Here is a 20,571-nt window from a genome sequence, read left to right as displayed (position 1 = left end):
TCCCGGGATGGACAAGCTCGACGCTCTCCGCAGGCGGCTGGAGCAGGACCTTCCCGCGCTGCTGCACCAGCATCACGTCCCCGCCGCGGTGGTCGCGGTGGCGCTCGGCGACGAGACGGCCGCGGCGGCCGCCGGGGTGCTCAATCTGGGCACCGGGGTGACCGCCACGACCGATTCGGTATTCCAAATCGGCTCGATCACCAAGGTGTGGACGGCCACTCTCGTCCTGCAGCTCGTGGACGAGGGCCTGGTCGATCTCGACGCCCCGATCCGGCAGTACCTCCCCGAACTCAACCTCGGCGAGGCGGCGATCACCGTGCGCCAGCTGCTCAGCCACACCGCCGGGTTCGAGGGCGACCTCTTCACCGACACCGGTCCCGGCGACGACGCGGTGGAGAAGTTCGTCGCGACCCTCGACGGCGTCGCCCAGCTCTTCCCGCCCGGAGAGCTGTTCTCCTACAACAACGCCGGATACGTCGTCCTCGGGCGGTTGGCAGAAGTGTTGCGCGGCAAGCATTACGAGGCCTGTCTGCGCGAACACCTCGCGGAACCGCTCAAGCTCCAGCAGTTCTCCCCGAACGCTCTCGACGCGATCCGCTTCCGCGCGGCGATCGGCCACCTCGAACCCGAGCCCGGCGCCGATCTCGTGCCCGCGCCGTTCTGGTCGATGCTGCGGTCCAACGGCCCGGCCGGGTCGTCGCTCGCGATGTCCGCGGCGGATTTGCTCGCCTTCGCCCGCATGCACCTCGCGGGCGGCGCCGGAGTGCTGAGTCCGGAGAGCGCCGCCGCGATGGTGGAACGGCAGGTGAGCCTTCCTCCGCTCGGCATCATGGGCGACGCCTGGGGGCTCGGCTGGGAGCTGTTCGACACCCCGACCGGCCAGGTCTACGGCCACGACGGCAACACCATCGGGCAGGCGGCGTTCCTGCGGCTGGTGCCCGAAAGCGGCCTCGCGGTGGCGTTGCTGACCAACGGCGGCGACGCGATGAGCCTGTACGCGGACCTCGTTCCCGCACTGCTCAAGGAATTCGGCGGCGTCGAGGTGTCGCTGCCGCCGCGTCCGCCCGCCGAGCCGGAGCCGTTCGCCGCCGACCGGTACCTCGGCACTTACGCCAGCACGGTCGCCGATCTCGTGGTCTCCCAGGACGACGACGGCCGCGTCTGGCTGGAGCAACGTCCTAAAGGGACAGCCGCGGAATTGAGCGCCGCCAGCAAATCCGAACTGGTCCGGCTCGAAGGCGACACGCTGATCCTTCGCGAGGCGCAGGGCGGCCTCCACCTGCCCCTGGTCTTCCTCGGCGACGACGGCTCCGGCCGCGCGCGATACGTCCATTCGGGGAGGGCGACCCGGCGCGCCGGGTGACCGGACGGCTTTGCCCGAACCCCGCGATCCGGCAGCCGTTCCCGGGTAAGGTTTTACCTCGTGGCCGCTGATCTGGGGTGGAATACGGGGCAGACGCGCATTTACGCTGCCGACGGCCGCCTCCTCGGCGCCGGCGTGCTGATCGGCGGCCGGTACGTCCTGACTTGCTCCCGCGCGGCCCGCGACGAAACCGCTTTCCGGGTCGAAGCGGCGGGTTCCGCGGCGCTGGCCGGACTGGTCCCGCCGCTCGCGGGCTCGCGCGGCGACCTGGCGCTGCTCGAACTGGAAACCCCGGTGCGGCACGGCGCCACGCTCCGGCGGAAGGTCGGATCCGGGCGGGAAGTCCGGATCCACAGCCTTCCGCTCCGGCTCGGCTACGGCATCTGGGTGCGCGCCACCACCGAGGCGGCGGACGGCGAACGGGTGCCGCTCACACTGCTGGAGGGCCGCGTCGACCCGGATCTGTCCGGGTGCCCGGCGTTCGACCGCGCCACCGGGCGGCTGCTCGGCGTCGTGGTGGTCGACTACGCGGTGCGGCTGGTTCCGGCGGACACCGTGCTGGCGTACTTCCCGCAGCTGCGCGAATGGGTGACCGACGATTCGGCGGTCGAGGACCGGCTCGACGAACTCCTTGTCCGCACCGGCAGCCAGCCGCCGAACGGCGCCGAGGACCTGCGGGTCGCGCTCCCGAAAGCGCTGGTGCCGGACCCGTTCGACGCCGTGCTGCCCGACGCGGCGCTGCCGGAGCGGCACCGGTTTTGCGTGGGATGCGGCAATCCGGTGGGCCGCGGCGAGGGCGGGCGGCCCGGCCGGGTGCGCGGCTACTGCGTCCACTGCGGCACGCCGTTCAGCTTCCTGCCGACGCTGGAACCGGGCGCGCTCGTCGCCGGCCGGTACGCGGTGCTCGGCTGCCTCGCGCACGGCGGGTTCAGCTGGATCTACCTCGCCCGGGACGAGGCCGAGGGCGGCCGGTTCGTGGTGCTGAAAGGCTTGATCGGCGAACGCGACCGCGGCGGCGCGCTGGCGGCCGCGCAAGCCGCCGTCGTCCCGCACTTGCTGGAACTGGACCATCCGAACGTCGTCCGCATCCTCGCGCAGTTCGAGCACCCGGACCCGGAAACCGGCCAGTCCACCGGGTATCTGGTGATGGAGTACGTGCGCGGGATTTCGCTGCGGACGGTGTTCCAGCGCGCCAAGCGGCTGCGTCCGGAGCACGTCGCCGCGTACGGGCTGCAGTTGCTCGAAGCCGTGGGCTACCTGCACGAACGGGGGCTGCTGTACGTCGATGTGAAACCGGACAACGTGCTGCAGGACGGCGATCGGATCACGCTCGTCGACCTCGGCTCGGTGCGGCGGAAGGACGACCGGGACAGCGCGATCGTCGGCACGCCGGGCTATCAGCCGCCGCGGTCCGAGCTGGACCGGGAGGGCGTCAGCGTCCGCTCGGATCTCTATTCGATCGGCGCCACCCTGGACGAATTGCTGCGCGCGTGTTCCGGACCGGACGGCGGTCTCGGCCGGGAAATGCTGCAGTTGCTGATCGACCGGGCGACCGCTGGGTACTCCGACCGGTTCGGCACTGCCGAGGAGATGGCCGAACAACTGCGCGGGGTTGTGCGGTTGCTGCTCAGCCAGCGCACGCGCGTGCCGCGTCCGGTCGTGTCCCAGGTGTTCGGCGAACCGCGCGGACTCGCCGCGACGGGGCTCGGGGTGCCCGGGTGGGAGGCTTGGGGAGCGGAACCGCCGTTGCGCGCGGACGATTCCCTGCGGGACGACGACGTGCGGCCGGTCTTGCCCCTCGCCGTTGCCGCCGCTCCGGACGAGGTCGCCACGGCCTGGCGCAGCGCTGCGGCGTTGCTGGACGCAGGATTGCCCGACGACGCCGAGGAGCAGTACCGGGAGTGCGCGCGGCTGGTGCCAGGCGAGCTCGCACCGTTGCTGGCGTTGGGTTTCTGCGCCGAACTGCGAGGACTGCGCGCGGCCGCGGCGCGCTACTACGAAACGGTGTGGCGGTGCGACCGGACCATGGTCACGGCGGCGTTCGGGCTTGCCCGGATCCGGCTCGGCCAAGGCGATCGGGTCGGCGCGGCCGCGATTCTGGACGAGGTGCCCGCGGCGGACCGGCAGGCCAAGACCGCCGCGCGGGCCGGTGCGGTGCGGGCGCTCGCCGCGAGTGTGCCGGGCGACGCGGAGCTGCCGAGCCTGGACGAAGCCGCCGCCGCCTGGTCCCGGCTGGGAGGACTGGACCTGGACGAGGACGAACAGGACCGGCTCACCGCCCTGGTCGCGGAAACGCTGCTTCGGCTGGCGGCCGGACATCCGGCGGCCGCGAGCCGGTTGCCTGACCTGAACCAGGTGAAACACGACCTCGCGCAGATCTACTGGGAGCACGCGAACCGGGCGTGGCCGAGCCTGCGGGAGCACGCGGCTCGGGTGCGCGGCATCGAGGCGCCGCGACCGGTGTCGGCCGAGCGGCCGGCAGCCGTGGTGCACCATCCCCGGTACCTGCCGTCGCGGACGTCCGAGACGACCGTGAAGGTCAGGGTCACGGCGGGCTCCGGCGGCGGAGCGATGCGGCTGGTCCTGCGGGATTCGCCGGGTTGCGTGGTGTACCGGGTCAGCCAGCTGGCTCCGGTGGAACGGCTGCTGCCGTTGCCGCGGCAGCGCATCGACGACCTGGTGCTCGATCTCGGGCGCTGGGCGGCCGGGGAAACCCGGGAGTACGCGGTGAGCTTGCTCGTGCCGTCGAAGCTGGAGATCGAGCGAGAGCACCAGCTGATCGCGATGTGGGCGCAGCAGGGCTCGGCGCGGTCGGAGGCGGAGACCGTGTTCGCGGCGCTGACCGACGATCCGGCCAAGCTGGCCCTGGCTCCGGTCGGGCCGCACCTGGGTCTCGCGGCCGCCGTGGACGCCGCGGATTCCGCGTACCGCAACGGAAACCTGAGTGCCACGCTGGACGCGCTCGGCTCGGCGGTGGCCCTGGCGACCGCACAGGGGAACGAGGCGGTGCTCGGCCGGTTGCGGTTGCTGGTGGACATCGTCGACGCGGAAAGCGGGCTGGTCAGTCTTCGCGGACCGCTGGACGGGGAAGAGTTTCTTTCGGAGCGGATTTCGGTGCCGTTGCGGAAACCGGCACCGGTGCGGCCGCCCGGGCCGGTCGCCGATGTCGCGACGCCTGCCGAGGAGGATTACGAGCTGGACTACGACCTGGCCGAGCCTGATGTGGCGTATTCCAGTGCGGTGCTGAGCGTTCGGGTCGATTCGCGCCGGGTCGATTCCCGGCGCGTCGACTCCCGCCGGGCGGATTCGCGGCGGGTCGACTCGCGGCGCGTGGATTCCCGGCGGACGGATTCGCGGCCCGTTGCGTGGCGCGCCGGCCGGGCCGGCTCTCCGGTGCGGCGCGATCAGCTGGATCCGGGGCCGGATCCGTTCGACCTCCAGCGCGTGATCTGGGCGGGCCTGCGCGGCTCCGGTGCGAGCCCGCCGGACGACGCCCCGCCGCCGGGACCGGGCTTGCTGGAGGCGACCGTCGAATGCCAGTCCGACGGTCCGGTCGTCGTCGGGCAGCTGGTGGGGGTCGCGGTTTCGGTGCGGCGCAAGGAACCCGCGCCCGCCCAGTCGGACGTGGTGCGCGTCCGGGTGTTGCTCGACGCCGGGCCGGGGACGGCCGTGCCGGTGTCGCGGGTCGGCTGGATCACCGGCGACCGGCTCCGCGAACCGGCGGCTTTCGGGGTCGTCCCGGCGGAACCGGGTCCGCTGCGGCTGGTCTTCCGGATCTACCGCGAGCACGACGCCCAGCTGCTCCTGGAAATCGCGGCCGCGCTGCCGGTGGAGGCGCCGTCATGACCCGTCAGCTGAGTGCCGAGGTGACCGTCGACAACACCGCCGGGCTGAGCCGCGTCGCGGTGCCGCCGTACAACCGGGCGCGGACGGTCAACCTGCGGTTCCTCGAATTCCCCGGTGCGCCAGGGCTTCTCGTGCAGGCGTGGGGCAGCGCGTTCCCGGAGGACGGCGGCGGCGGGTACCAGGGCCGGATCGCGCACAGCCTCGGCGAGCTGAACTCGCGGATCGACATCCTCCGCGAAACGTGGCAGCGGCACGTCGTGGACCTCGCCGAGCGGACCGAACGCGGGCCGCGCCGCCATCCGTTCGCCGACGGCTGGGACCTCGCGGAGCGGCCGGAACTGTTGGGGCGCGCGGGTTCCGCGCTCGCCGACGCGGGCTACCTGATGTACCGGCTGCTGTTCGCCGGTCCGGATCGCGGGCTGCAGCGGATCCGGTCGCTGCTCGAACTGGCGCTCGCCGAGGGCGAGAACGTGATCAGCATCGAATCGGACAGCCTGATCGTGCCGTGGGGCATGCTGTACACCTCGCCGCGGCGGCCGGACGAGTACCCGGACGACGAGAACTGGTCGCTCGCCGGGTTCTGGGGCTACCGGCACGTCGTGGAGCACACCTTCTCCCGGGTCGACGATTTCGACGCGCGGATCACCGTGGACGGCGGCAAACCGGTGGTCGGGCTCAACGTCGACCACGGCGTGGACCGGCAATTCCCGGACACGCCCTACATCGCGCCGGTGGTCGATTTCTTCCACGGCCGGGCGGAAGTCGTGTTGCGGCCGGACAAGAAAACGCTCGCCGCGCACTTCCGCAGCCGCGATTTCGCCGACCACGTCACGTATTTCGGCTGTCACGGCAAGGTGAGCGGATCGGGCGGCCTGGTCGAGCAGCCGTATCTGAAACTCGGCGACGGCGAACGGATTTACGGCACCGACCTGACCGCGTGGCTGGCGGAAGCGCCGTTGCCGACCCGGCCGTTTGTCTATGTCGGCGCTTGCCAGGGCGGCCAGGTGACGTCGGCGTTCTACTCGGCTTTCGGCAAAGCGTTGCTGGGCAACGGCGGACGCTGCCTGATCGGCCCGCAGATCGACCTGCCGCCCGCGTTCGCGTGCGAGTATTCGCGGCGGCTGTTCACCGAATTCATCGATTCGGGCGCGAAACTGGGCGACATCGTGCGCTCGCTGGCCCGTTCGTTCGCCGACGACCACCACAATCCGCTCGGGCTGATGTTTTCGCTGTACCGCGGGATCGACGTGCATCTGTGGCAGGAAGGGCGACCGTGATCGAACCGGTGATCCTGGACCTCGACGAGCACGGCGATTTCGTGGACCCGGAAACCGGCAAGCCGGTGCCCGCCGAGGCGACGCCGCGATTTCTGTCCCGGTGGCTGGAAGTTCCGGCGACGGCGACCGACATCGTCGTGTTCGTGCACGGGTGGCAGAACAACCGGGAAACCGCGGACCGGCGGGCGCGCCAGTTCTTCGGGCTGCTGGAAGAGCGTTACGCGGCCGGGTCGTACGAAGGACTCGGGGCGTGGCAAGGGTTTTACGTCATGGTGCGGTGGCCGTCCATGAGCAATCCGTTCCTGACCGGGTACCGGCGGATCCGCGATCGGGCGCACAAGATGACCACCGACGGACGGGCCGCGGAGGCGCTCGGCCAGTTGCTCGGGTATCTGAACGCGGAACGCCAATTGCCGGGCAGTGCGCCGAGTTTGCGGACCGTCACGGGTCAGTACCTGCATTGTGTCGGCCATTCCTTCGGCGGCCGATTCGTGGTGGAAGCGGTGCAGGCCGCGGCCGGGGACGGTCCGCCCGTTCTCGGGTGGGATCGGGCGGATCCGCGTTATCCGTACACTGTGGACACTCTGCTGGTGTTTCAGATGGCCGCGCGGCCGGATATCTTCACCGACCGGTTCGCTCCCGTGCTGCGCGACGCTCCGATCAACGGGCCGATCGTGCTGACCCGGTCCCGTTTCGACCGAGCCACCGGGTTGTGGCACCGGTTGGCGGAAGGCGTGCCGGGAATCGGGAACGTCGGTGTGAAAGTCCCTCCCGAGGACGTGGCGAACACCGTGCTGCACAAGGTGGACGCGGAGTATTCACGGTCCGAAGTGGACCGGAGGATCGTCAATGTCGAGTCGCGCTGGCGGTTCCGGCGCGGGCGGTGGTGGAATCCAGCCGGGGCGCATTCGGACATCTGGTACCCGGAGTCGGCGCATCTGCTGCTGTCGCTGGCCGAACTGGCCCGCTGAACGGGGCTCGGCAGTCCGGCCGCCGAGCCCCGAAAGCGTTCAGTAACCGTAGTGCAGCCAAACCGCCTTCGTCTCGGTGTACGCGTCCAGCGCCCACGGGCCCATTTCACGGCCCCAGCCCGACGCCTTGTACCCGCCCCACGGAGCGGCCATGTCCGGGATCGGCGGCATGTTCACGAACACCGCACCCGCGCGGATCCCGTCCGCATAGCGTTGCGCCGTACGGATGTCGCGGGTCCACACGGTCGCGGCGAGGCCATACTGCGTGTCGTTCGCGCGCGCGACCAACTCGTCCGGGTCGTCGTACGGCGTCACCGCCAGCACCGGGCCGAAGATCTCCTCACGCATGATCGTCATGTTGTCGGTGACGCCCGCGAAGAGGGTCGGCTGGTAGAAATAGCCGTCGCGGTCGACTTCCGAGCCGCCGGTGATCAGGTCCGCGCCTTCGGAGCGGCCGGCGGCGACAAGGTTCGCCACGTGCTTGCGGTGCTTGTCCGACACGAGCGGGCCGACCTGCGTCGTCTCGTCCAGACCAGGGCCGACCTGGAGTCCCTTGAGTCCGGCGGCCATCTTCTCGACGAACTCCTGCTCGCGTTTGCGGTCGACGTAGAACCGCGTGTACGCCGCGCAGACCTGCCCGGTGTTCAGCGTCGCGCCGGCAAGGTTGCCCGCGACGGCGGCGTCCAGGTCGGCGTCGGCGGCGATGATGCTCGGGGCCTTGCCGCCGAGTTCCAGCGTCAGCCGCTTGAGGTTCGACTCCGCGCTCGCCGCGGTGATCAGCTTCCCGACCGCGGTGGAACCGGTGTACGAGACGTGGTCGACGTCGTGGTGCGCGCTCAGCATCGCACCCACCGGTCCGTCGCCGGTGACCAGGTTGACCACGCCCGCTGGGATACCAGCCTGCTCGGTCAGCTGTACCAGCCGGATGCTGGTCAGCGGCGTGACCTCGCTCGGCTTGATCACCACGGTGTTCCCGGTGGCGAGCGCCGGCGCGAGTTTCCACACGAGGATCATCAGCGGGAAGTTCCACGGCGTGATCAGCGCGTTCACGCCGACCGGTTCGCGGCGCGTGTAGTGCAGCGTGTCCGGGAACGAAACCGGGTTCGTGGTGCCCTGGATTTTCGTGACCCAGCCGGCGAAATACCGCAGGTGCTCGGCCGCGCCGGTGACGCTCACCTGCCGGGAGACGCCGATCGGCTGGCCCTGGTCGCGGGTCTCCAGCGCGGCGAGTTCCTCGTGGTGCTCGTCGACGAGGTCGGCGAGGCGGAACAGCAGCTTCGCGCGCTGCACCGGCGCGAGCCCGGCCCACTCCGGCGAGTTCAGCGCGCGGCGCGCGGCGGCGACCGCGGCGTCGACGTCAGCCTGGGTCGCCGTCCCGACGTCTTCGAGAACCGTGCCGGTGGCCGGATCGCGGGTCGGGATGGGCTCCCCGCCGGCCTCGGTCCACTGACCGTCGATGAACAGGCGTGTCGGCATCGGTGCTCCCTAGTCCCAAACTTCTGGTCGCTTTCGAGTATCGGCGCGCGGCGGGCGGGCGGTCTTGTCCGCGAGGGCACGCCCGTTGTCGGCGAGTGAAGACAATTCCGGGCGCGGCCGGGGGACCGGTCAGGATCGGCACATGGACGTGATCGTGGTAGGCGCGGGTTCGGCGGGTTCGGTGGTGTGCCGGCGGCTGGTCGACGCGGGCGCGAAGGTGACGCTGCTGGAAGCGGGCGGACCGGACACGAACGCGGCGATCCACGACCCGTCGCGCGCGGCGGAGCTGTGGCACGCCGCCGAGGACTGGGACTACTACACGGTGCCGCAGCCGCACGCCGGGAACCGGAGGCTGCACCTGCCGCGCGGCAAGGTCCTCGGCGGCTCGCATTCGCTGAACGCGATGATCTGGGTCCGCGGCGCCGCGGCGGACTACGACGGCTGGAACCTGCCCGGCTGGACGTGGGACGACGTGCGCCCGGTGTACGAGCGGATCGAACGCGACCTGCTCGACCTGGAAAAGCACGATCCGCTGCAGCCGATCCAGCAGTCCATTGTGGATGCCGCGCAGGAGATCGGCCTGCCGTTCAACGACAATTACAACAGCGGCACCCTGGACGGCATCTCCGTGCAGCAGGTAACGATGACCGGCGGACGGCGGCGCAACACCTGGCTCTGCTACGCCCAACCGGTCGCCGACCAGATGACCGTACACACCGGCGCGCTGGTGCACCGCGTGCTTTTCGAGGGCGACCGCTGTATCGGCGTCCTGGCCGAGATCGACGGCGACCTGCAACCGCTGTTCGCCGACCAAGTCGTGCTCGCCGCCGGCGCCCTCGCGTCCCCCGCGATCCTGCTGCGCAGCGGAATCGGCCCGGCCGACGATGTTGCGGCGTTGGGCCTGGACGTCGTCGCGGACCTGCCGGGCGTCGGCGAAAACCTGCACGACCACCTGTTGTCGCCGGTCATCTTCGCCACCGACCGGCGCGCGGTCGCGCCCCCGCAGACCGGACGTTCGGTGACGCAGACACACCTGTTCTGGCGCAGCCGCCCTGGCCTGGCGGTGCCGGACACCCAGCCGATCCACTTCAGCGTGCCGATGTACGAACCGTGGATGACCGGCCCGGCGACCGGGTTTTCGTTGATGGCGGGCATGATCAACCCGCAGAGCCGGGGCACGCTGCGGTTGCGCAGCACGGATCCGACGGAGATGCCGCTGATCGACCTGGCCGCACTCGCCCACCCGGCGGACTTCGAGAGCCTGGTGGCTTCGGTGGAGCAGTGCCGGTTGATCGGCCGCGCCTCGGCGCTGGCGGAGGAATGGGGCGCGCGGGAGTTGTACCCAGGACCGGCGTCGGTCCGGGAGTATGTGCGGCGCACCGCGATCACGTACCACCACCAGGTCGGCACGTGCCGGATGGGAACGGACGAACGAGCGGTGACCGACCCGACGCTGGCGGTGCGCGGAGTGTCCGGCCTGCGGGTCGCGGATGCGTCGGTGCTGCCGCGGGTGATCAGCGGGAACACGAACGCGCCTGCGGTGCTGATGGGGGAGCGGGTGGCGGAGTTTTTGCTGGCTTGACGGCGTCGCGCGCGGTGGCCCCGCGGTTGCTGCGGTTGCCACGCGCGAGGTCGCGGCTGGGGCTGTTGCCGGGCGCGGTTCTGAGCGGTCGTCATCCCTGGGCCGCTTTGGCCGTTGTGCTGTCATGGCGGCGCTGTTGAACCGGTGTGCTCTCGTTCGGCCCGTGTTGCCCATGGCCGCCGAGGGAGCGGAAGCCGATCGCCATCGAGAAAGCCCGATCGTTCGAGACCTCATCGCCGACGTGACATCGCGGACCAAGCCGCCGGAGCAATCGCCGGACGCCAGCCAGCGTCACATAGCCGGTAACGCGCTTGACCGGGGCGTCGATCGCGAATCCGTGGCCCTTGCCGCCACCTGGTCCTGGCCACAGCCCCGGCGACGCAAACCCCCGCCCTCCTCTGGGGGACGGCCCTTGTCCAGTCTATCCGCCCCCACCGACAACCCAGGCCTCTTCGGACGGATTGTCCACAGCACGCGCGACTTGGGGAAAGTCCTGCGCGCGCTGCGGCGGACGTGCATAGTTGTCCCGCTGAGAACCGCCACCCCGCCCCGCGCGGAAAGTCGGTTCCCGGCCAACGGTGTCTCCCGCGCCCTGGTCGCGGCTAGTTCGTCTGCCGCGGCTGCGGATGGGTCCTGGTCTCGATTCGACACCCGCGGCCCGCGTCAACAGGGTGGGCAAAGCTCCGCTCTATCCGCCCCCACCGACAACCCCGGTCCCTCTAACCGGGTTGTCCACAGCCAGCGCGACTTGGGGAAAGTCCAGCGCGTTGCGGCGGACGTGCGTGGTTGTCCCGCTGAGAACCGCCACCCCGCCCCGCGCGGAAAGTCGGTTCCCGGCCAACGATGTCTCCCGCGCCCTAGTCGCGGCTAGTTCGTCCGCCGCAGCAGCGGAGGGGTCCTGGTCCCGATTCGGCACCCGCGGCCCGCGTCAACAGGGTGGGCAAAGCTCCGCTCTATCCGCCCCCACCGACAACCCAGGCCTCTTCGGACGGGTTGTCCACAGCACGCGCGACTTGGGGAAAGTCGCGAGCGCGCTGCGGCGGACGTGCGTGGTTGTCCCGCGGAGAACCGCCACCGCACCCCGCGCGGAAAGTCGGTTCCCGGCCAACCATGTCTCCCGCGCCCTGGTCGCGGCTAGTTCGTCCGCCGCGGCAGCGGATGGGTCCTGGTCTCGATTCGGCACCCGCGGCCCGCGTCAACAGGGCCCCGCCGCCGAGATCGGGCGTGGCTATCCCGCCGAACCCAATCACCCACGCCCTCAATCCCGCGCGTAAACCCGCTTCCCCCCAAACCACGTCTCCCGCACCGTAATCCCAGCCAGCTCATGAGCCGGAGTCTGGAACGGATCCCGATCCAACACCACGAAATCCGCCGACTTCCCCGGCGTCAAAGACCCAGTAACGTCATCCAGCCCGCAAGCCCGCGCCGAGTTCAGCGTGAATACCTGGATCGCCTCCGCCAGCGTGATCGCTTGTTCCGGCCACAGGCTCCCCGGATGCTTGCCGTACGGGTCCTGCCGGGTGATCAGGCCCTCGATGCCCTCCCAGGCGTTCGGGGACTCGCTCACCGGCCAGTCCGAACCTCCGGCGACCAGTGCGCCGGTGTCCAGCAGGGCGCGGTTCGGCTGCATGCGCGCGGCGCGTTCGGGCGGGATCACCTGCGCGATGGCGTCCGGGATCACGCCGGGCACCCACAGGAACGGTGAGATATCAGCCGACACGTTGAGCGTCGCGAAGCGTTCCAGGTCGTCCGGGTGGATGAACTGGCCGTGTGCCACTTGGATTTTCGTCGTGTAGTCGCCGTGGGCGCGCAACGCACCGGCAGCGTCCAAAGTGGCCCGGACGGCCGCGTCGCCCGCGCAGTGGATTTTCGCGGACAAGCCGGCCGCGACCGCGACGTCCAGCCACTCCGCGAGTTCCTCCGGCGGCATCGTGGTGTCGCCGCAGAAGCATTCGTGGTTCAGGTACGGCTCCAGGAACGCCGCGGTGTGCGCGGGCGGGGTGCCGTCGAGGAAGATTTTCACGAAGTCCGGTCGGTGGTGCTCGCTGCGGTACGCCGCGGCACGGTCGAGCAGCGGTCTGCCGATCGGGTCCGCGCCGAAGATCGGGTCGTTGACCAGCATCGACGACACTACCCACGCGGCCAGTTCGCCCGCGTCGTCCAGTGTCTTCAGCGCGGCGAGGATGTCCAGCGAGGCCGCGGCGTCCTGGAACGCCGTGACCCCGTACGAGTGCAGGATCGCGATCGCCCGCCGCGACGCTTCGGCGTGCTGCTCGGCGGTGAGCGTGCGCGTGTCCCGCATCGCCCGCTCCACCGCCAAACCCGCGGTCTCGATGAGCAGACCGGTCGGCGCGCCGGTGTCGAGGTCGCGGTGGATCGTTCCGCCCGCCGGGTCCGGGGTGGACGCGTCGATTCCGGCCAGTTTCAGCGCCCGGCTGCTCGCCCACCGGTTGTGCCTGCTGTCCTCGATCAGCACCACCGGACGCCCGCCCGCCGCCTCGTCCAGCGCTCGTCGCGCGGATTCGTGGCCGAGTTCGGGGCCCAAAGTGGACGGCCACGCGCCGCCGACGACCCATTCGTCCGGACCGAGCCCGGCCGACCATTCCCTTACCGCGGCGAGGATTTCGTCGAGACTCGCGCCGCTTTCCAGGCGCAGTTCGAACAATTCCCGCCCGGCGAGAGCGTGGTGGCTGTGCACGTCCACGAAACCCGGCAGCACGAACGCGCCGCCGAGATCGACGACCTCGGTGTCCGGGCCCGCCTCGGCGGTGGTGATCTGGCCGTTCTCCACCGCGAGCGAGGTCGCCCACGGCCGGTCTTCGTCCACTGTGTACACAGTGGCGTTGGTGAGGAGCAGTTCAGGCGCCACGGGTCACTGTCCAGCGGGGTCGTAGTCCGGCGAATAAACGGTGTTGCTGAGCAAACGGCCGTACGCGCCGAAGGTGAAGTGCGTCGGCGTCTTGCCGTCCTCAGCGAGCCCGAACAGCGAACCGTGCGAACGCAGCTCCCGCACGTTCCGGTGGTCGGCCACGGTCACCGACGCGCACGGGATGACCTTCTCGCGCCAGGAGAACACGTAGACCCCGGGTCGGATCTGGTAGACGGAGTTCTCGTCGGTGTCGGCGAGGCCCCGCTCCGGGCCGGAAAGGCACTGCCAGGTGTACCAGTGCGGGGTGAGGTAAACGTGCTCGTACGCGTGCTCTTCGCTGTAAACCCATTGCACGTGACGGCCGATCAACGCCGTGCTGGGCGCGATTTCCTCGCCGTGCGCCTCGCGGCCCTGGATGGTCGCGGGACGGAAGTGTTGCGTCACGCGGGGAAGTCCGTCGCCGATCGTGCTCGTGACGATCAGCGCGCGGCCCTGGCGCACGTCCAGCAGCAGGCTGTACGCGGTTTCCGCACCGGGGTGGAACTGCACGTAGAACAGTCCGGCGTCCACCAGAAACGTCTCGGAAGCGGTCTCGCCGGTGGCGCCGTCCTCGTTCCACGACGCGCGCCCGCTGGTGAAGCTGATCGAGAACGTGCCGCCGTCGGCACAGTCCAAATTGAACGACTGGTTGTCGAGATCGTCCACAGTGGCCGCTTTGTTGGCGTCGAAACCGGGGGCGAGACCGTCGAGCGGGAGCCAGGTCGAGGTGTCGGACAGATTGGTCGCGGGCATGAAGCCTTCCTCAGTGTTCGCAGTGACCGTGGGCGGCCGAGGGCAGGTCGAGAGCCGGGTTCCGGTCGCAGAACCCGTAGGGGCGCACCATGAATCCGGAATAGTCGACCGGCATGACCGGCCAGTCCTCCGGACGCGGGATGTGCGTCGGGCCGAAGACGTGCCACAGCACGACGTCGGTGTCGCTGACGGAGCGGTCGGCCGCCGTCCACGCGGGCAGGCCGGCCCCGCCCGGATGCGCGTTGGGACGGTCGCCGGCCGGGAAGCGTTCGTCGGGTGCGTACGGCGTGACCCACAGGTGGTTCGTGGCGAAGGTCGCGCGCTGGTACACCGTCGATTCCGGTTGCGCCATCAGGGTTGCCGACGGCCGCGGCACCAGCTGGTACGCGGTCGGCGCGCCGAGCCGGTTGGTGTGCTCGGTGCTGCGGACCTCCCACACCCGCGCGGTCGCCGGGTTCGCGTGCCGTTTCGCTTCCTGTTCGGTGCGCAGTTCCGTGGCCTTCCAGGTGAAGGCGTTGCCATACGGGTTCTCGTCGCCGACTGGGATGCCAACAGCATCCACCTCGTATACCGAGTTGCGCTGGCCGTCGACGGCGAAGTCGAGCCGGGCGCAGAACAGGTGCTGGTGCACCGGCGCGAACAGGCCGGGCGCGATCTCGGACGCGTGCGGATGGGCGGACCCGGGTTCGCCCGCGCCGGAGAAGACGATGCCGGTCGCCTTGGCTTCGCATTCGATGGTGCCGTCGAGGTAGAGATACCAGAAGAACCCGTAGTCGTAGTTGCCGATGGTGGAGATCGACGAGAGCACCAGCCGGCGGGAACGGCGGACCTCGGCCTTGCCCTCGAGATCCGTGTGCTTCCACAGGATCCCGTAGTCCTCCTCGTGCATGCAGATCGCGTTCGGCACGCGCACCGGCTGGCCGTGGTCGTCGGCGAGGAAGGCGTCGAAGTAGTGGATCACGCCCAGGCAGTCGCAGCCGAGACGCAGGCTGTTCCCGTTCTTGCCGAGCAGGTATTCCCCGGCGTCGAAGTAGCTGATCCAGAACCGGCCGATTGACGTGTCACCGTAGGGAACGACCATCTCAGGCACCGACGCGCGATACAGCACCGAGCGGTCCTGGAAGGTCAGCTGGTGCAGGGTCAGGCCCTCGCGCGCGTTGAACCCGACGCGCAGCTGCCAGCCCTCCCAGGTCACCAGCGCACCGTCGACCTGGAAGCTCGGGCCTTCCGGCTGGGTGATCTCGATGGGCTTGAGCGTCGTGCGCGCGGGGTGGTGGCCGTAGCGGCCGGAGTCCTCCGGGACCGGGATGTCGCCCTCGTCCTCGACCCGGAGCACGCGCTGTTCGGTGAGGTTGAGGTGCGCGACCAGGCCTTCGACCGGATGCGCCCACGGGCTGTCGGTGCTGTCCTCGCGCAGGAAGGTGAGCGAACGGATCACCCGGCCGGTCTCGTCCTCGCGGCCGAAGTAGCCGGGGGCGAGCGGGGCGCAGAACGCGTGCTCGATGCGGTCGCCGAGACCGCGGCGCCGCATGGCCGCCTGCCATTCCGGGGAGGCCTTCGTGATGGCCTCGGCCAGGTCGTACTCCTCGAAGAGATACGGGGGCTGCCCCTCGCCGCACTTCTCGTGGCTGACCAGTTCCCCGGCGGTCACCGAGACGACCGCGTCGGCCGATTCGCCGGTCGCGGTGTCGAGCAGGGTGAACTGGATCCGGCGGTCGGTCGCGGCGCCGGCCAGCACGGCGGCCTTGTCCGGCTCCACCGGGAGGACCTGCGGAAACCGGGTCGTCTCGGTGATCAGCCCCTGTGCCTCCAGCACGGCCCGGCCGGCGGCCAGCTCCTCGGCGGTCAGCGGGTCAAGGGGGTGGGCGTGTGCGTTGCTCATGGTGTCCCTTCGCGCTCCTCGCCGCAGTCTTCGCGGTGGCCCGGGGGCAGCGGTAGCCACGCTCCGGGGGTCGTGCGGTCGCTGACAACAAGGATGCACTCGTTGCCAATCCCCGCCCGCTCCGTTGCTGCAGGATTGCCGCATGCGACTCGACCTCGCCGGCAAGGCCGTGCTGATCACCGGCGCCGCCTCCGGGATCGGACTGGCCTGCGCGCGGGCGTTCCTGGAGGAGGGCGCGCGGGTCGGGGTCGTCGACCGGGTCCGGCCGCCGTCGCTTCCCGGCGACGTCGTCGCGGCGCGGGCGGACATCACCGACGAAGGACAGGTCGCCGCGGCAGTGCAGCTCGTGGCGGAGCAGTTCGGCGGGATTGACGTGGTAGTCGGCTGCGCTGGGATATCAGGACCGGTCGGACGGCCGCTCGCCGAGACCAGCGCGGCGGACTTCGCCGCGGTCCTGTCGGTGAACGTGCTGGGGCAGTTCCTGGTCGCGAAGCACGCTCGGCCGTGGCTCGGAGACGGGAGTTCCATCGTCTTCCTGGCCAGCGATTCGGCCTTCGTGTGCGCGCCGGGGATGGTGCCCTACTGCGCGTCGAAGGGCGCGGTGGTGTCGTTGACGCGGGCGCTGTCGGTCGAGTTCGACGGCGTCCGGGTCAACTGCGTGTGCCCGTCGGTGGTCGATACGCCGATGGCGCGCGGGGATTTGGGGGACCTGCTGGACGAACCGGGGTTCCCGGTGCAGGCGGCCGACGAGGTCGCCCAGCAGGTGCTGTATCTGGCTTCCGCGCGGGCGCGGACGGTGAACGGGCAGGCCTTGCTCGCCGATTTCGGCGTATCGGCTCGGTCTGGGTTTCCTGCTTGAAAGGGAGAAATGTCGATGGCAGACACGCGGGTCGTGGCGATTACCGGCGGAGGGACGGGCATTGGGGCTGCGGTTGCTCGGCGGTACGCCGGCGAAGGCGCGCAGGTCGTGGTTCTGGGCCGGCGGCGCGAGCCGCTGGAGAAGGTCGCGGCGGAGACCGGCGCGCACGTGATCGCCGCTGACGCCAGCGTCCGCGAGGACGCGGAGGCGGCGATCGCGGAGATCCTCGAGAAGTTCGGACGGCTGGACGTGATCGTCGCCAATGCCGGCGGGCACGGCCTGTCCTCGGTGGTGGACACCGGGGACGAGGAATGGGAAATCGCGCTCCGGTCCAATTTGTCCAGTGCGTTCGTGTTCTGCCGGGCCGCGTTGCCTTCGCTCGTGGAAAGCGGCGGGCAGGTCGTGATTGTTTCTTCGCTGGCCGGGTTGTTCGCCGGGCCGAATGTCGCCGGGTACACGGTGGCCAAGCACGCGCTGATCGGCCTGACCCGGTCTATCGCCCGGGATTACGGGCCGCGCGGGGTCCGGGCCAACGCGGTGTGCCCGGGCTGGGTGCGGACGCCGATGGCGGACGGCGAAATGGAGCAGTTCGCCGAGGCGGCCGGGTTCGATGGCGGGCACGACGAGGGGTACCGGCGCGTGACCGCCGAGGTCCCGTTGCGCCGTCCGGCCGAGCCGGAGGAAATCGCGTCCATCGTGCGGTTCCTGGGATCGGCGGAGTCCTCGTATATCACCGGCGCAGTGCTGGTGGCGGACGGCGGGGCGCACGCGGTCGACTTGCCCACTTTGGCCTTTGAGCGCGCGGGAATGTAGCCGGACAATGGCCGGATGACGTTCGAGGGGGACTGGGCGGCGAAGACCGCGACAGCCAACAAGCGATTCGCGGACCGGGCCGTCGAGATTGCCCGGGAAGTCGAAGTCCTGCTCGGCCGTGAGGCCATGACCTATCCGCGGCACCCGGTCGCGCGCGCCCGCGAGGCGCTCGCCGACCGGGTGTTCGCCATGCTGGCCGCCGCCCGCGAGGCCAGCCGGACCTTCTACCACGTCGAACAGGTCCCGGTGGCGGTCGTGTCCGATTCCTGCGGCGACGACTGGGTCGAGAAGGTCGCCGACGCCGCGGGCACGCTCGCCGCCGCGATGGCGCGGGCCGCGACCGTTCTCACCGGCGTGGTGGACAGCGAGTTCAAGGACGCCGACGTCCGGCAGTGGGCCACCGGCGTCTTGGACGACGTGCGCAACGCCGCCGCCGAGGTCCTCCGCGCGGCGAGCGGCGCCCCGAAGCCGGTCGGCTGACGTGCCGACGCAAGCCGCGGTCCGGGCCCGATCGCTGGAGTACTTCACCGAAACCCTCCGGGCGCTGCCGTCCGGCACGGCCCTGGTGCGGTGGCATCCGGACCTGCCCAAGGCGAGGTTCCACCGCGGGGTGACCCTTTCCGACGATTACGGCCTCGACGAAACCCGGCGGTCCTTCGACATCGCTTACTGGATGCTCGGACCGACCGCCGCGACCTGCGCTCAGTACCTCGACCTGACGATGCGTTCGTGACGCGACCAGGGCTGGGCGACGGAGTTCCGCGCGAAACCGCCTTCCGCCGGTTACGCGTGCACGTCCGACGGATACGGGTTCGCGATCAGGGGCAGCAGCAACGGATATCTCAGCATGTCGGGCTCGACGCTGGTCTTCGCCGCGGACTCGCCGGAGGGAGATCCGTTTCCCGAGCGGATCGACCGCCCGGCCGTCGCCTCAGCCTGATTCCGCCAGTCTCCGCAGCCATTTCGCCAGCAGCTGCGTCTCCGCGGCCCCCAGGATTTCCGGGTTCGCGGCGGCGTGTTCCAGCACCCGGTGGATCTCGGCGTGCCTGCTGTCCGCGGCCGGCCCGGTGCCGGTGATCGCGGCGATCGCGCCCTCCCGCACCGCGACCGACAGCGGCCGGTCCTCCTCGGCGAGGATGATCTGCCGCAACGTGACGCCGATGTTCGCCACCAGGATGTGCGCGGCCGCCTGCTCCGGGGGGACGGCCAGCCGCCCCTGGTCGGCGGCGGCTTGCGTCAGCGCGCGCAGCATCGCGCTGGGCCGCTCCTGCGCCGCGGGCGCGTGGCCGGGGTGGACCTGGCCGTACATGAGCGTGTAGAAGCCGGGGTTCGCGATCCCGAAGGCGACGTGGGCGTCCCAGCCGTCGCGCAGGTCCTGGATCGGGTCGCCGGACGGCTCGCGGGCGCCTTTTTCCGCCAGATACAGGTCGAAACCGCGCTCGACGACCGCGTCCAGCAGGCCCTGTTTGCTGCCGAAGAAGTGGTACAGCGTCGGCATTTTCACCCCGGCTTCGGCGCAGATCGCGCGCAGCGAGATGTCCTCGCCCGGCGTCGCGGCGACCTGCTTCGCAGCCGCGTCCAGGAGCCGGGTCCGGGTATCAGCGTTCGCAATCTGTGTCACACCGCTATGGTAGTCGCTGTTGCACTGATACAGTGGTGCATATCAGCGATAAAGAGATGGAGGGGTCCCGATGACCGACCACACCCTCAAGGGCAAGAACGTCCTCGTCGCCGCCGGGGCGAAGAACCTGGGCGGGCTCGTCAGCAGGCAGGCCGCCGAGGCCGGCGCGAACGTGGCGATCCACTACAACTCCGAGTCGACCCGCCCGCAGGCGGAGGAGACGCTCGCCGCGGTCGAGGCGGCGGGCGGCAAGGGCGTCGTCCTGACCGGCGACCTGACCGTTCCGGCGAACGTGGAGAAGCTGTTCGCGGACGCCGAGGCCGCGCTGGGCAAGATCGACGTCGCGGTCAACACGGTGGGCAAAGTGCTGCGCAAGCCGATCGTCGAGACCACCGAGGACGAATACGACTCGATGTTCGACATCAACTCGAAGGCCGCGTACTTCTTCATCAAGGAAGCGGGCAAGAACGTCGCCGACGGCGGCAAGATCATCACGATCGTGACCAGCCTGCTCGCGGCGTTCACCGACGGGTACTCGACCTACGCGGGCGGCAAGAGCCCGGTCGAGCACTTCACGCGCGCCGCGGCCAAGGAATTCGCGCCGCGCGGGATCTCGGTCACCGCGGTCGGTCCCGGCCCGATGGACACGCCGTTCTTCTACGGCCAGGAAACCCCGGAGCGGGTGGAATTCCACAAATCGCAGGCGATGGGCGGCCAGCTGACGAAGATCGAGGACATCGCCCCGATCGTGTCGTTCCTGGCGACGTCGGGCTGGTGGATCACCGGGCAGACTATCTTCGCCAACGGCGGCTACACCACCCGCTGAGTTTCGCCGCGACAGCAAGGGAAAGCACTATGTCCGAAGTGGAGATTCCGGAACCGGTCGCGTCGTTCGTCGACGCGGTGAACCGGCACGACGACGCCGCGTTCCTGGACGCGTTCACCGAAAACGGCGTCGTGGACGACTGGGGCCGGTCGTTCGCCGGCCGCGCCGCGATCAAGGGGTGGAGCGATGTCGAGTTCATCGGCTCGCGCGGCGTCCTGACCCCGGAGGAGGTCGCCGTCTCCGGCGACACCGTCACCGTGGTCGGGGACTGGCGGAGCAACCACGCCAACGGCCGCTCGAAGTTCGTCTTCGAGGTCGACGGCGACCGGCTGGCCAAGATGACCATCCGGGAGGGCTGACCGGCCGGGGCGTGGGCGGCCCACCGCGGAACGCC

General features: G+C 70.2%; 16 protein-coding genes. 11 read left to right on the top strand and 5 right to left on the bottom strand.

From position 1 onward, the window contains the following. Positions 1–7: 7 nt before the first annotated feature. Genes CU254_RS29695 through CU254_RS43320 form a run of 4 tightly spaced genes read left to right on the top strand, consistent with a single transcriptional unit; the run spans position 8 to position 7,457 of the window. Positions 8–1,363 carry a serine hydrolase gene (locus CU254_RS29695; protein ID WP_037715219.1) on the top strand — a complete coding sequence of 452 codons (1,356 nt, stop codon included), beginning with the start codon at positions 8–10 and terminating at the stop codon, positions 1,361–1,363. A gap of 60 nt (positions 1,364–1,423) precedes the next feature. Further along, on the top strand, positions 1,424–5,209 hold the full coding sequence (locus CU254_RS29690; protein ID WP_009082037.1) for a serine/threonine-protein kinase: 3,786 nt from the start codon (positions 1,424–1,426) through the stop codon (positions 5,207–5,209). Further along, entirely contained in the window at positions 5,206–6,486 is a 1,281-nt protein-coding gene (locus CU254_RS43325) for a hypothetical protein (protein ID WP_009082035.1), read from the top strand. Before CU254_RS29690 ends, CU254_RS43325 begins: the two co-directional genes overlap by 4 nt. Beyond that, positions 6,483–7,457, top strand: a complete 975-nt coding sequence (locus CU254_RS43320) for an alpha/beta hydrolase (RefSeq protein WP_009082032.1) — start codon at positions 6,483–6,485, stop codon at positions 7,455–7,457. The genes CU254_RS43325 and CU254_RS43320 overlap by 4 nt, the downstream gene beginning before the upstream one ends. Before the next feature lie 39 nt (positions 7,458–7,496). On the opposite strand, the gene CU254_RS29680 is transcribed toward CU254_RS43320, so the two are convergent. Then, positions 7,497–8,933, bottom strand: coding sequence for an aldehyde dehydrogenase (locus tag CU254_RS29680; protein WP_009082030.1), 1,437 nt, complete (start codon positions 8,931–8,933; stop codon positions 7,497–7,499). A 142-nt stretch (positions 8,934–9,075) separates the two neighbouring features. On the opposite strand from CU254_RS29680, the gene CU254_RS29675 reads away from it, so the two are divergent. Further along, the gene (locus CU254_RS29675; protein ID WP_009082029.1) at positions 9,076–10,515 is read left to right on the top strand and encodes a GMC family oxidoreductase; all 1,440 of its coding nucleotides are present in this window, start codon (positions 9,076–9,078) and stop codon (positions 10,513–10,515) included. A 1,258-nt stretch (positions 10,516–11,773) separates the two neighbouring features. Here CU254_RS29675 and CU254_RS29670 read toward each other — a convergent pair. The 3 genes from CU254_RS29670 to CU254_RS29660 are packed head-to-tail and all read right to left on the bottom strand — an operon-like array spanning position 11,774 to position 16,058. Beyond that, positions 11,774–13,384 (bottom strand): amidohydrolase, encoded by a 1,611-nt coding sequence (locus CU254_RS29670; RefSeq protein ID WP_009082028.1) that lies wholly within the window; start codon positions 13,382–13,384, stop codon positions 11,774–11,776. A gap of 3 nt (positions 13,385–13,387) precedes the next feature. Then, on the bottom strand, positions 13,388–14,176 hold the full coding sequence (locus CU254_RS29665) for a MoaF C-terminal domain-containing protein (RefSeq protein ID WP_009082026.1): 789 nt from the start codon (positions 14,174–14,176) through the stop codon (positions 13,388–13,390). A gap of 10 nt (positions 14,177–14,186) precedes the next feature. Then, positions 14,187–16,058, bottom strand: coding sequence for a primary-amine oxidase (locus CU254_RS29660; RefSeq protein WP_037715216.1), 1,872 nt, complete (start codon positions 16,056–16,058; stop codon positions 14,187–14,189). 142 nt (positions 16,059–16,200) lie between these two features. Here CU254_RS29660 and CU254_RS29655 point away from each other — a divergent pair, with 142 nt between their 5' ends. The 4 genes from CU254_RS29655 to CU254_RS29640 are packed head-to-tail and all read left to right on the top strand — an operon-like array spanning position 16,201 to position 18,463. Then, positions 16,201–16,917, top strand: coding sequence for an SDR family NAD(P)-dependent oxidoreductase (locus tag CU254_RS29655; RefSeq protein ID WP_037715214.1), 717 nt, complete (start codon positions 16,201–16,203; stop codon positions 16,915–16,917). Between the two features lie 15 nt (positions 16,918–16,932). Beyond that, positions 16,933–17,730 carry an SDR family NAD(P)-dependent oxidoreductase gene (locus CU254_RS29650; protein WP_009082021.1) on the top strand — a complete coding sequence of 266 codons (798 nt, stop codon included), beginning with the start codon at positions 16,933–16,935 and terminating at the stop codon, positions 17,728–17,730. 15 nt (positions 17,731–17,745) lie between these two features. Next, a complete protein-coding gene (locus CU254_RS29645; RefSeq protein WP_009082019.1) occupies positions 17,746–18,210 on the top strand; it encodes a hypothetical protein in 465 nt (154 codons plus the stop codon). Between the two features lies 1 nt (position 18,211). Then, positions 18,212–18,463, top strand: coding sequence for a hypothetical protein (locus CU254_RS29640; RefSeq protein ID WP_009082018.1), 252 nt, complete (start codon positions 18,212–18,214; stop codon positions 18,461–18,463). A gap of 198 nt (positions 18,464–18,661) precedes the next feature. On the opposite strand, the gene CU254_RS29635 is transcribed toward CU254_RS29640, so the two are convergent. After that, positions 18,662–19,351, bottom strand: coding sequence for a TetR/AcrR family transcriptional regulator (locus CU254_RS29635; RefSeq protein WP_037715212.1), 690 nt, complete (start codon positions 19,349–19,351; stop codon positions 18,662–18,664). Between the two features lie 70 nt (positions 19,352–19,421). Here CU254_RS29635 and CU254_RS29630 point away from each other — a divergent pair, with 70 nt between their 5' ends. Both CU254_RS29630 and CU254_RS29625 read left to right on the top strand, forming a co-directional pair. Further along, a complete protein-coding gene (locus CU254_RS29630; protein WP_009082016.1) occupies positions 19,422–20,177 on the top strand; it encodes an SDR family oxidoreductase in 756 nt (251 codons plus the stop codon). Positions 20,178–20,206: 29 nt separating this feature from the next. Beyond that, complete coding sequence (locus CU254_RS29625; RefSeq protein ID WP_009082014.1) at positions 20,207–20,536, top strand: nuclear transport factor 2 family protein; 330 nt, start codon at positions 20,207–20,209, stop codon at positions 20,534–20,536. Positions 20,537–20,571 lie beyond the last annotated feature (35 nt).

This window comes from Amycolatopsis sp. AA4 (assembly GCF_002796545.1).
Taxonomy (GTDB): domain Bacteria; phylum Actinomycetota; class Actinomycetes; order Mycobacteriales; family Pseudonocardiaceae; genus Amycolatopsis.
Note: the sequence above shows the minus strand (reverse complement) of the source record. Positions and strands in the feature narration are given on the sequence as shown.

What these genes read in the sequence shown, in the direction of transcription:
- CU254_RS29660 (WP_037715216.1), bottom strand. Translation starts at nt 16,058, where the DNA reads ATGAGCAACGCACACGCCCACCCCCTTGACCCGCTGACCGCCGAGGAG.
- CU254_RS29695 (WP_037715219.1), top strand. Translation starts at nt 8, where the DNA reads ATGGACAAGCTCGACGCTCTCCGCAGGCGGCTGGAGCAGGACCTTCCC.
- CU254_RS29655 (WP_037715214.1), top strand. Translation starts at nt 16,201, where the DNA reads ATGCGACTCGACCTCGCCGGCAAGGCCGTGCTGATCACCGGCGCCGCC.
- CU254_RS29630 (WP_009082016.1), top strand. Translation starts at nt 19,422, where the DNA reads ATGACCGACCACACCCTCAAGGGCAAGAACGTCCTCGTCGCCGCCGGG.
- CU254_RS29665 (WP_009082026.1), bottom strand. Translation starts at nt 14,176, where the DNA reads ATGCCCGCGACCAATCTGTCCGACACCTCGACCTGGCTCCCGCTCGAC.
- CU254_RS29680 (WP_009082030.1), bottom strand. Translation starts at nt 8,933, where the DNA reads ATGCCGACACGCCTGTTCATCGACGGTCAGTGGACCGAGGCCGGCGGG.
- CU254_RS43325 (WP_009082035.1), top strand. Translation starts at nt 5,206, where the DNA reads ATGACCCGTCAGCTGAGTGCCGAGGTGACCGTCGACAACACCGCCGGG.
- CU254_RS29675 (WP_009082029.1), top strand. Translation starts at nt 9,076, where the DNA reads ATGGACGTGATCGTGGTAGGCGCGGGTTCGGCGGGTTCGGTGGTGTGC.
- CU254_RS29650 (WP_009082021.1), top strand. Translation starts at nt 16,933, where the DNA reads ATGGCAGACACGCGGGTCGTGGCGATTACCGGCGGAGGGACGGGCATT.
- CU254_RS29625 (WP_009082014.1), top strand. Translation starts at nt 20,207, where the DNA reads ATGTCCGAAGTGGAGATTCCGGAACCGGTCGCGTCGTTCGTCGACGCG.
- CU254_RS29645 (WP_009082019.1), top strand. Translation starts at nt 17,746, where the DNA reads ATGACGTTCGAGGGGGACTGGGCGGCGAAGACCGCGACAGCCAACAAG.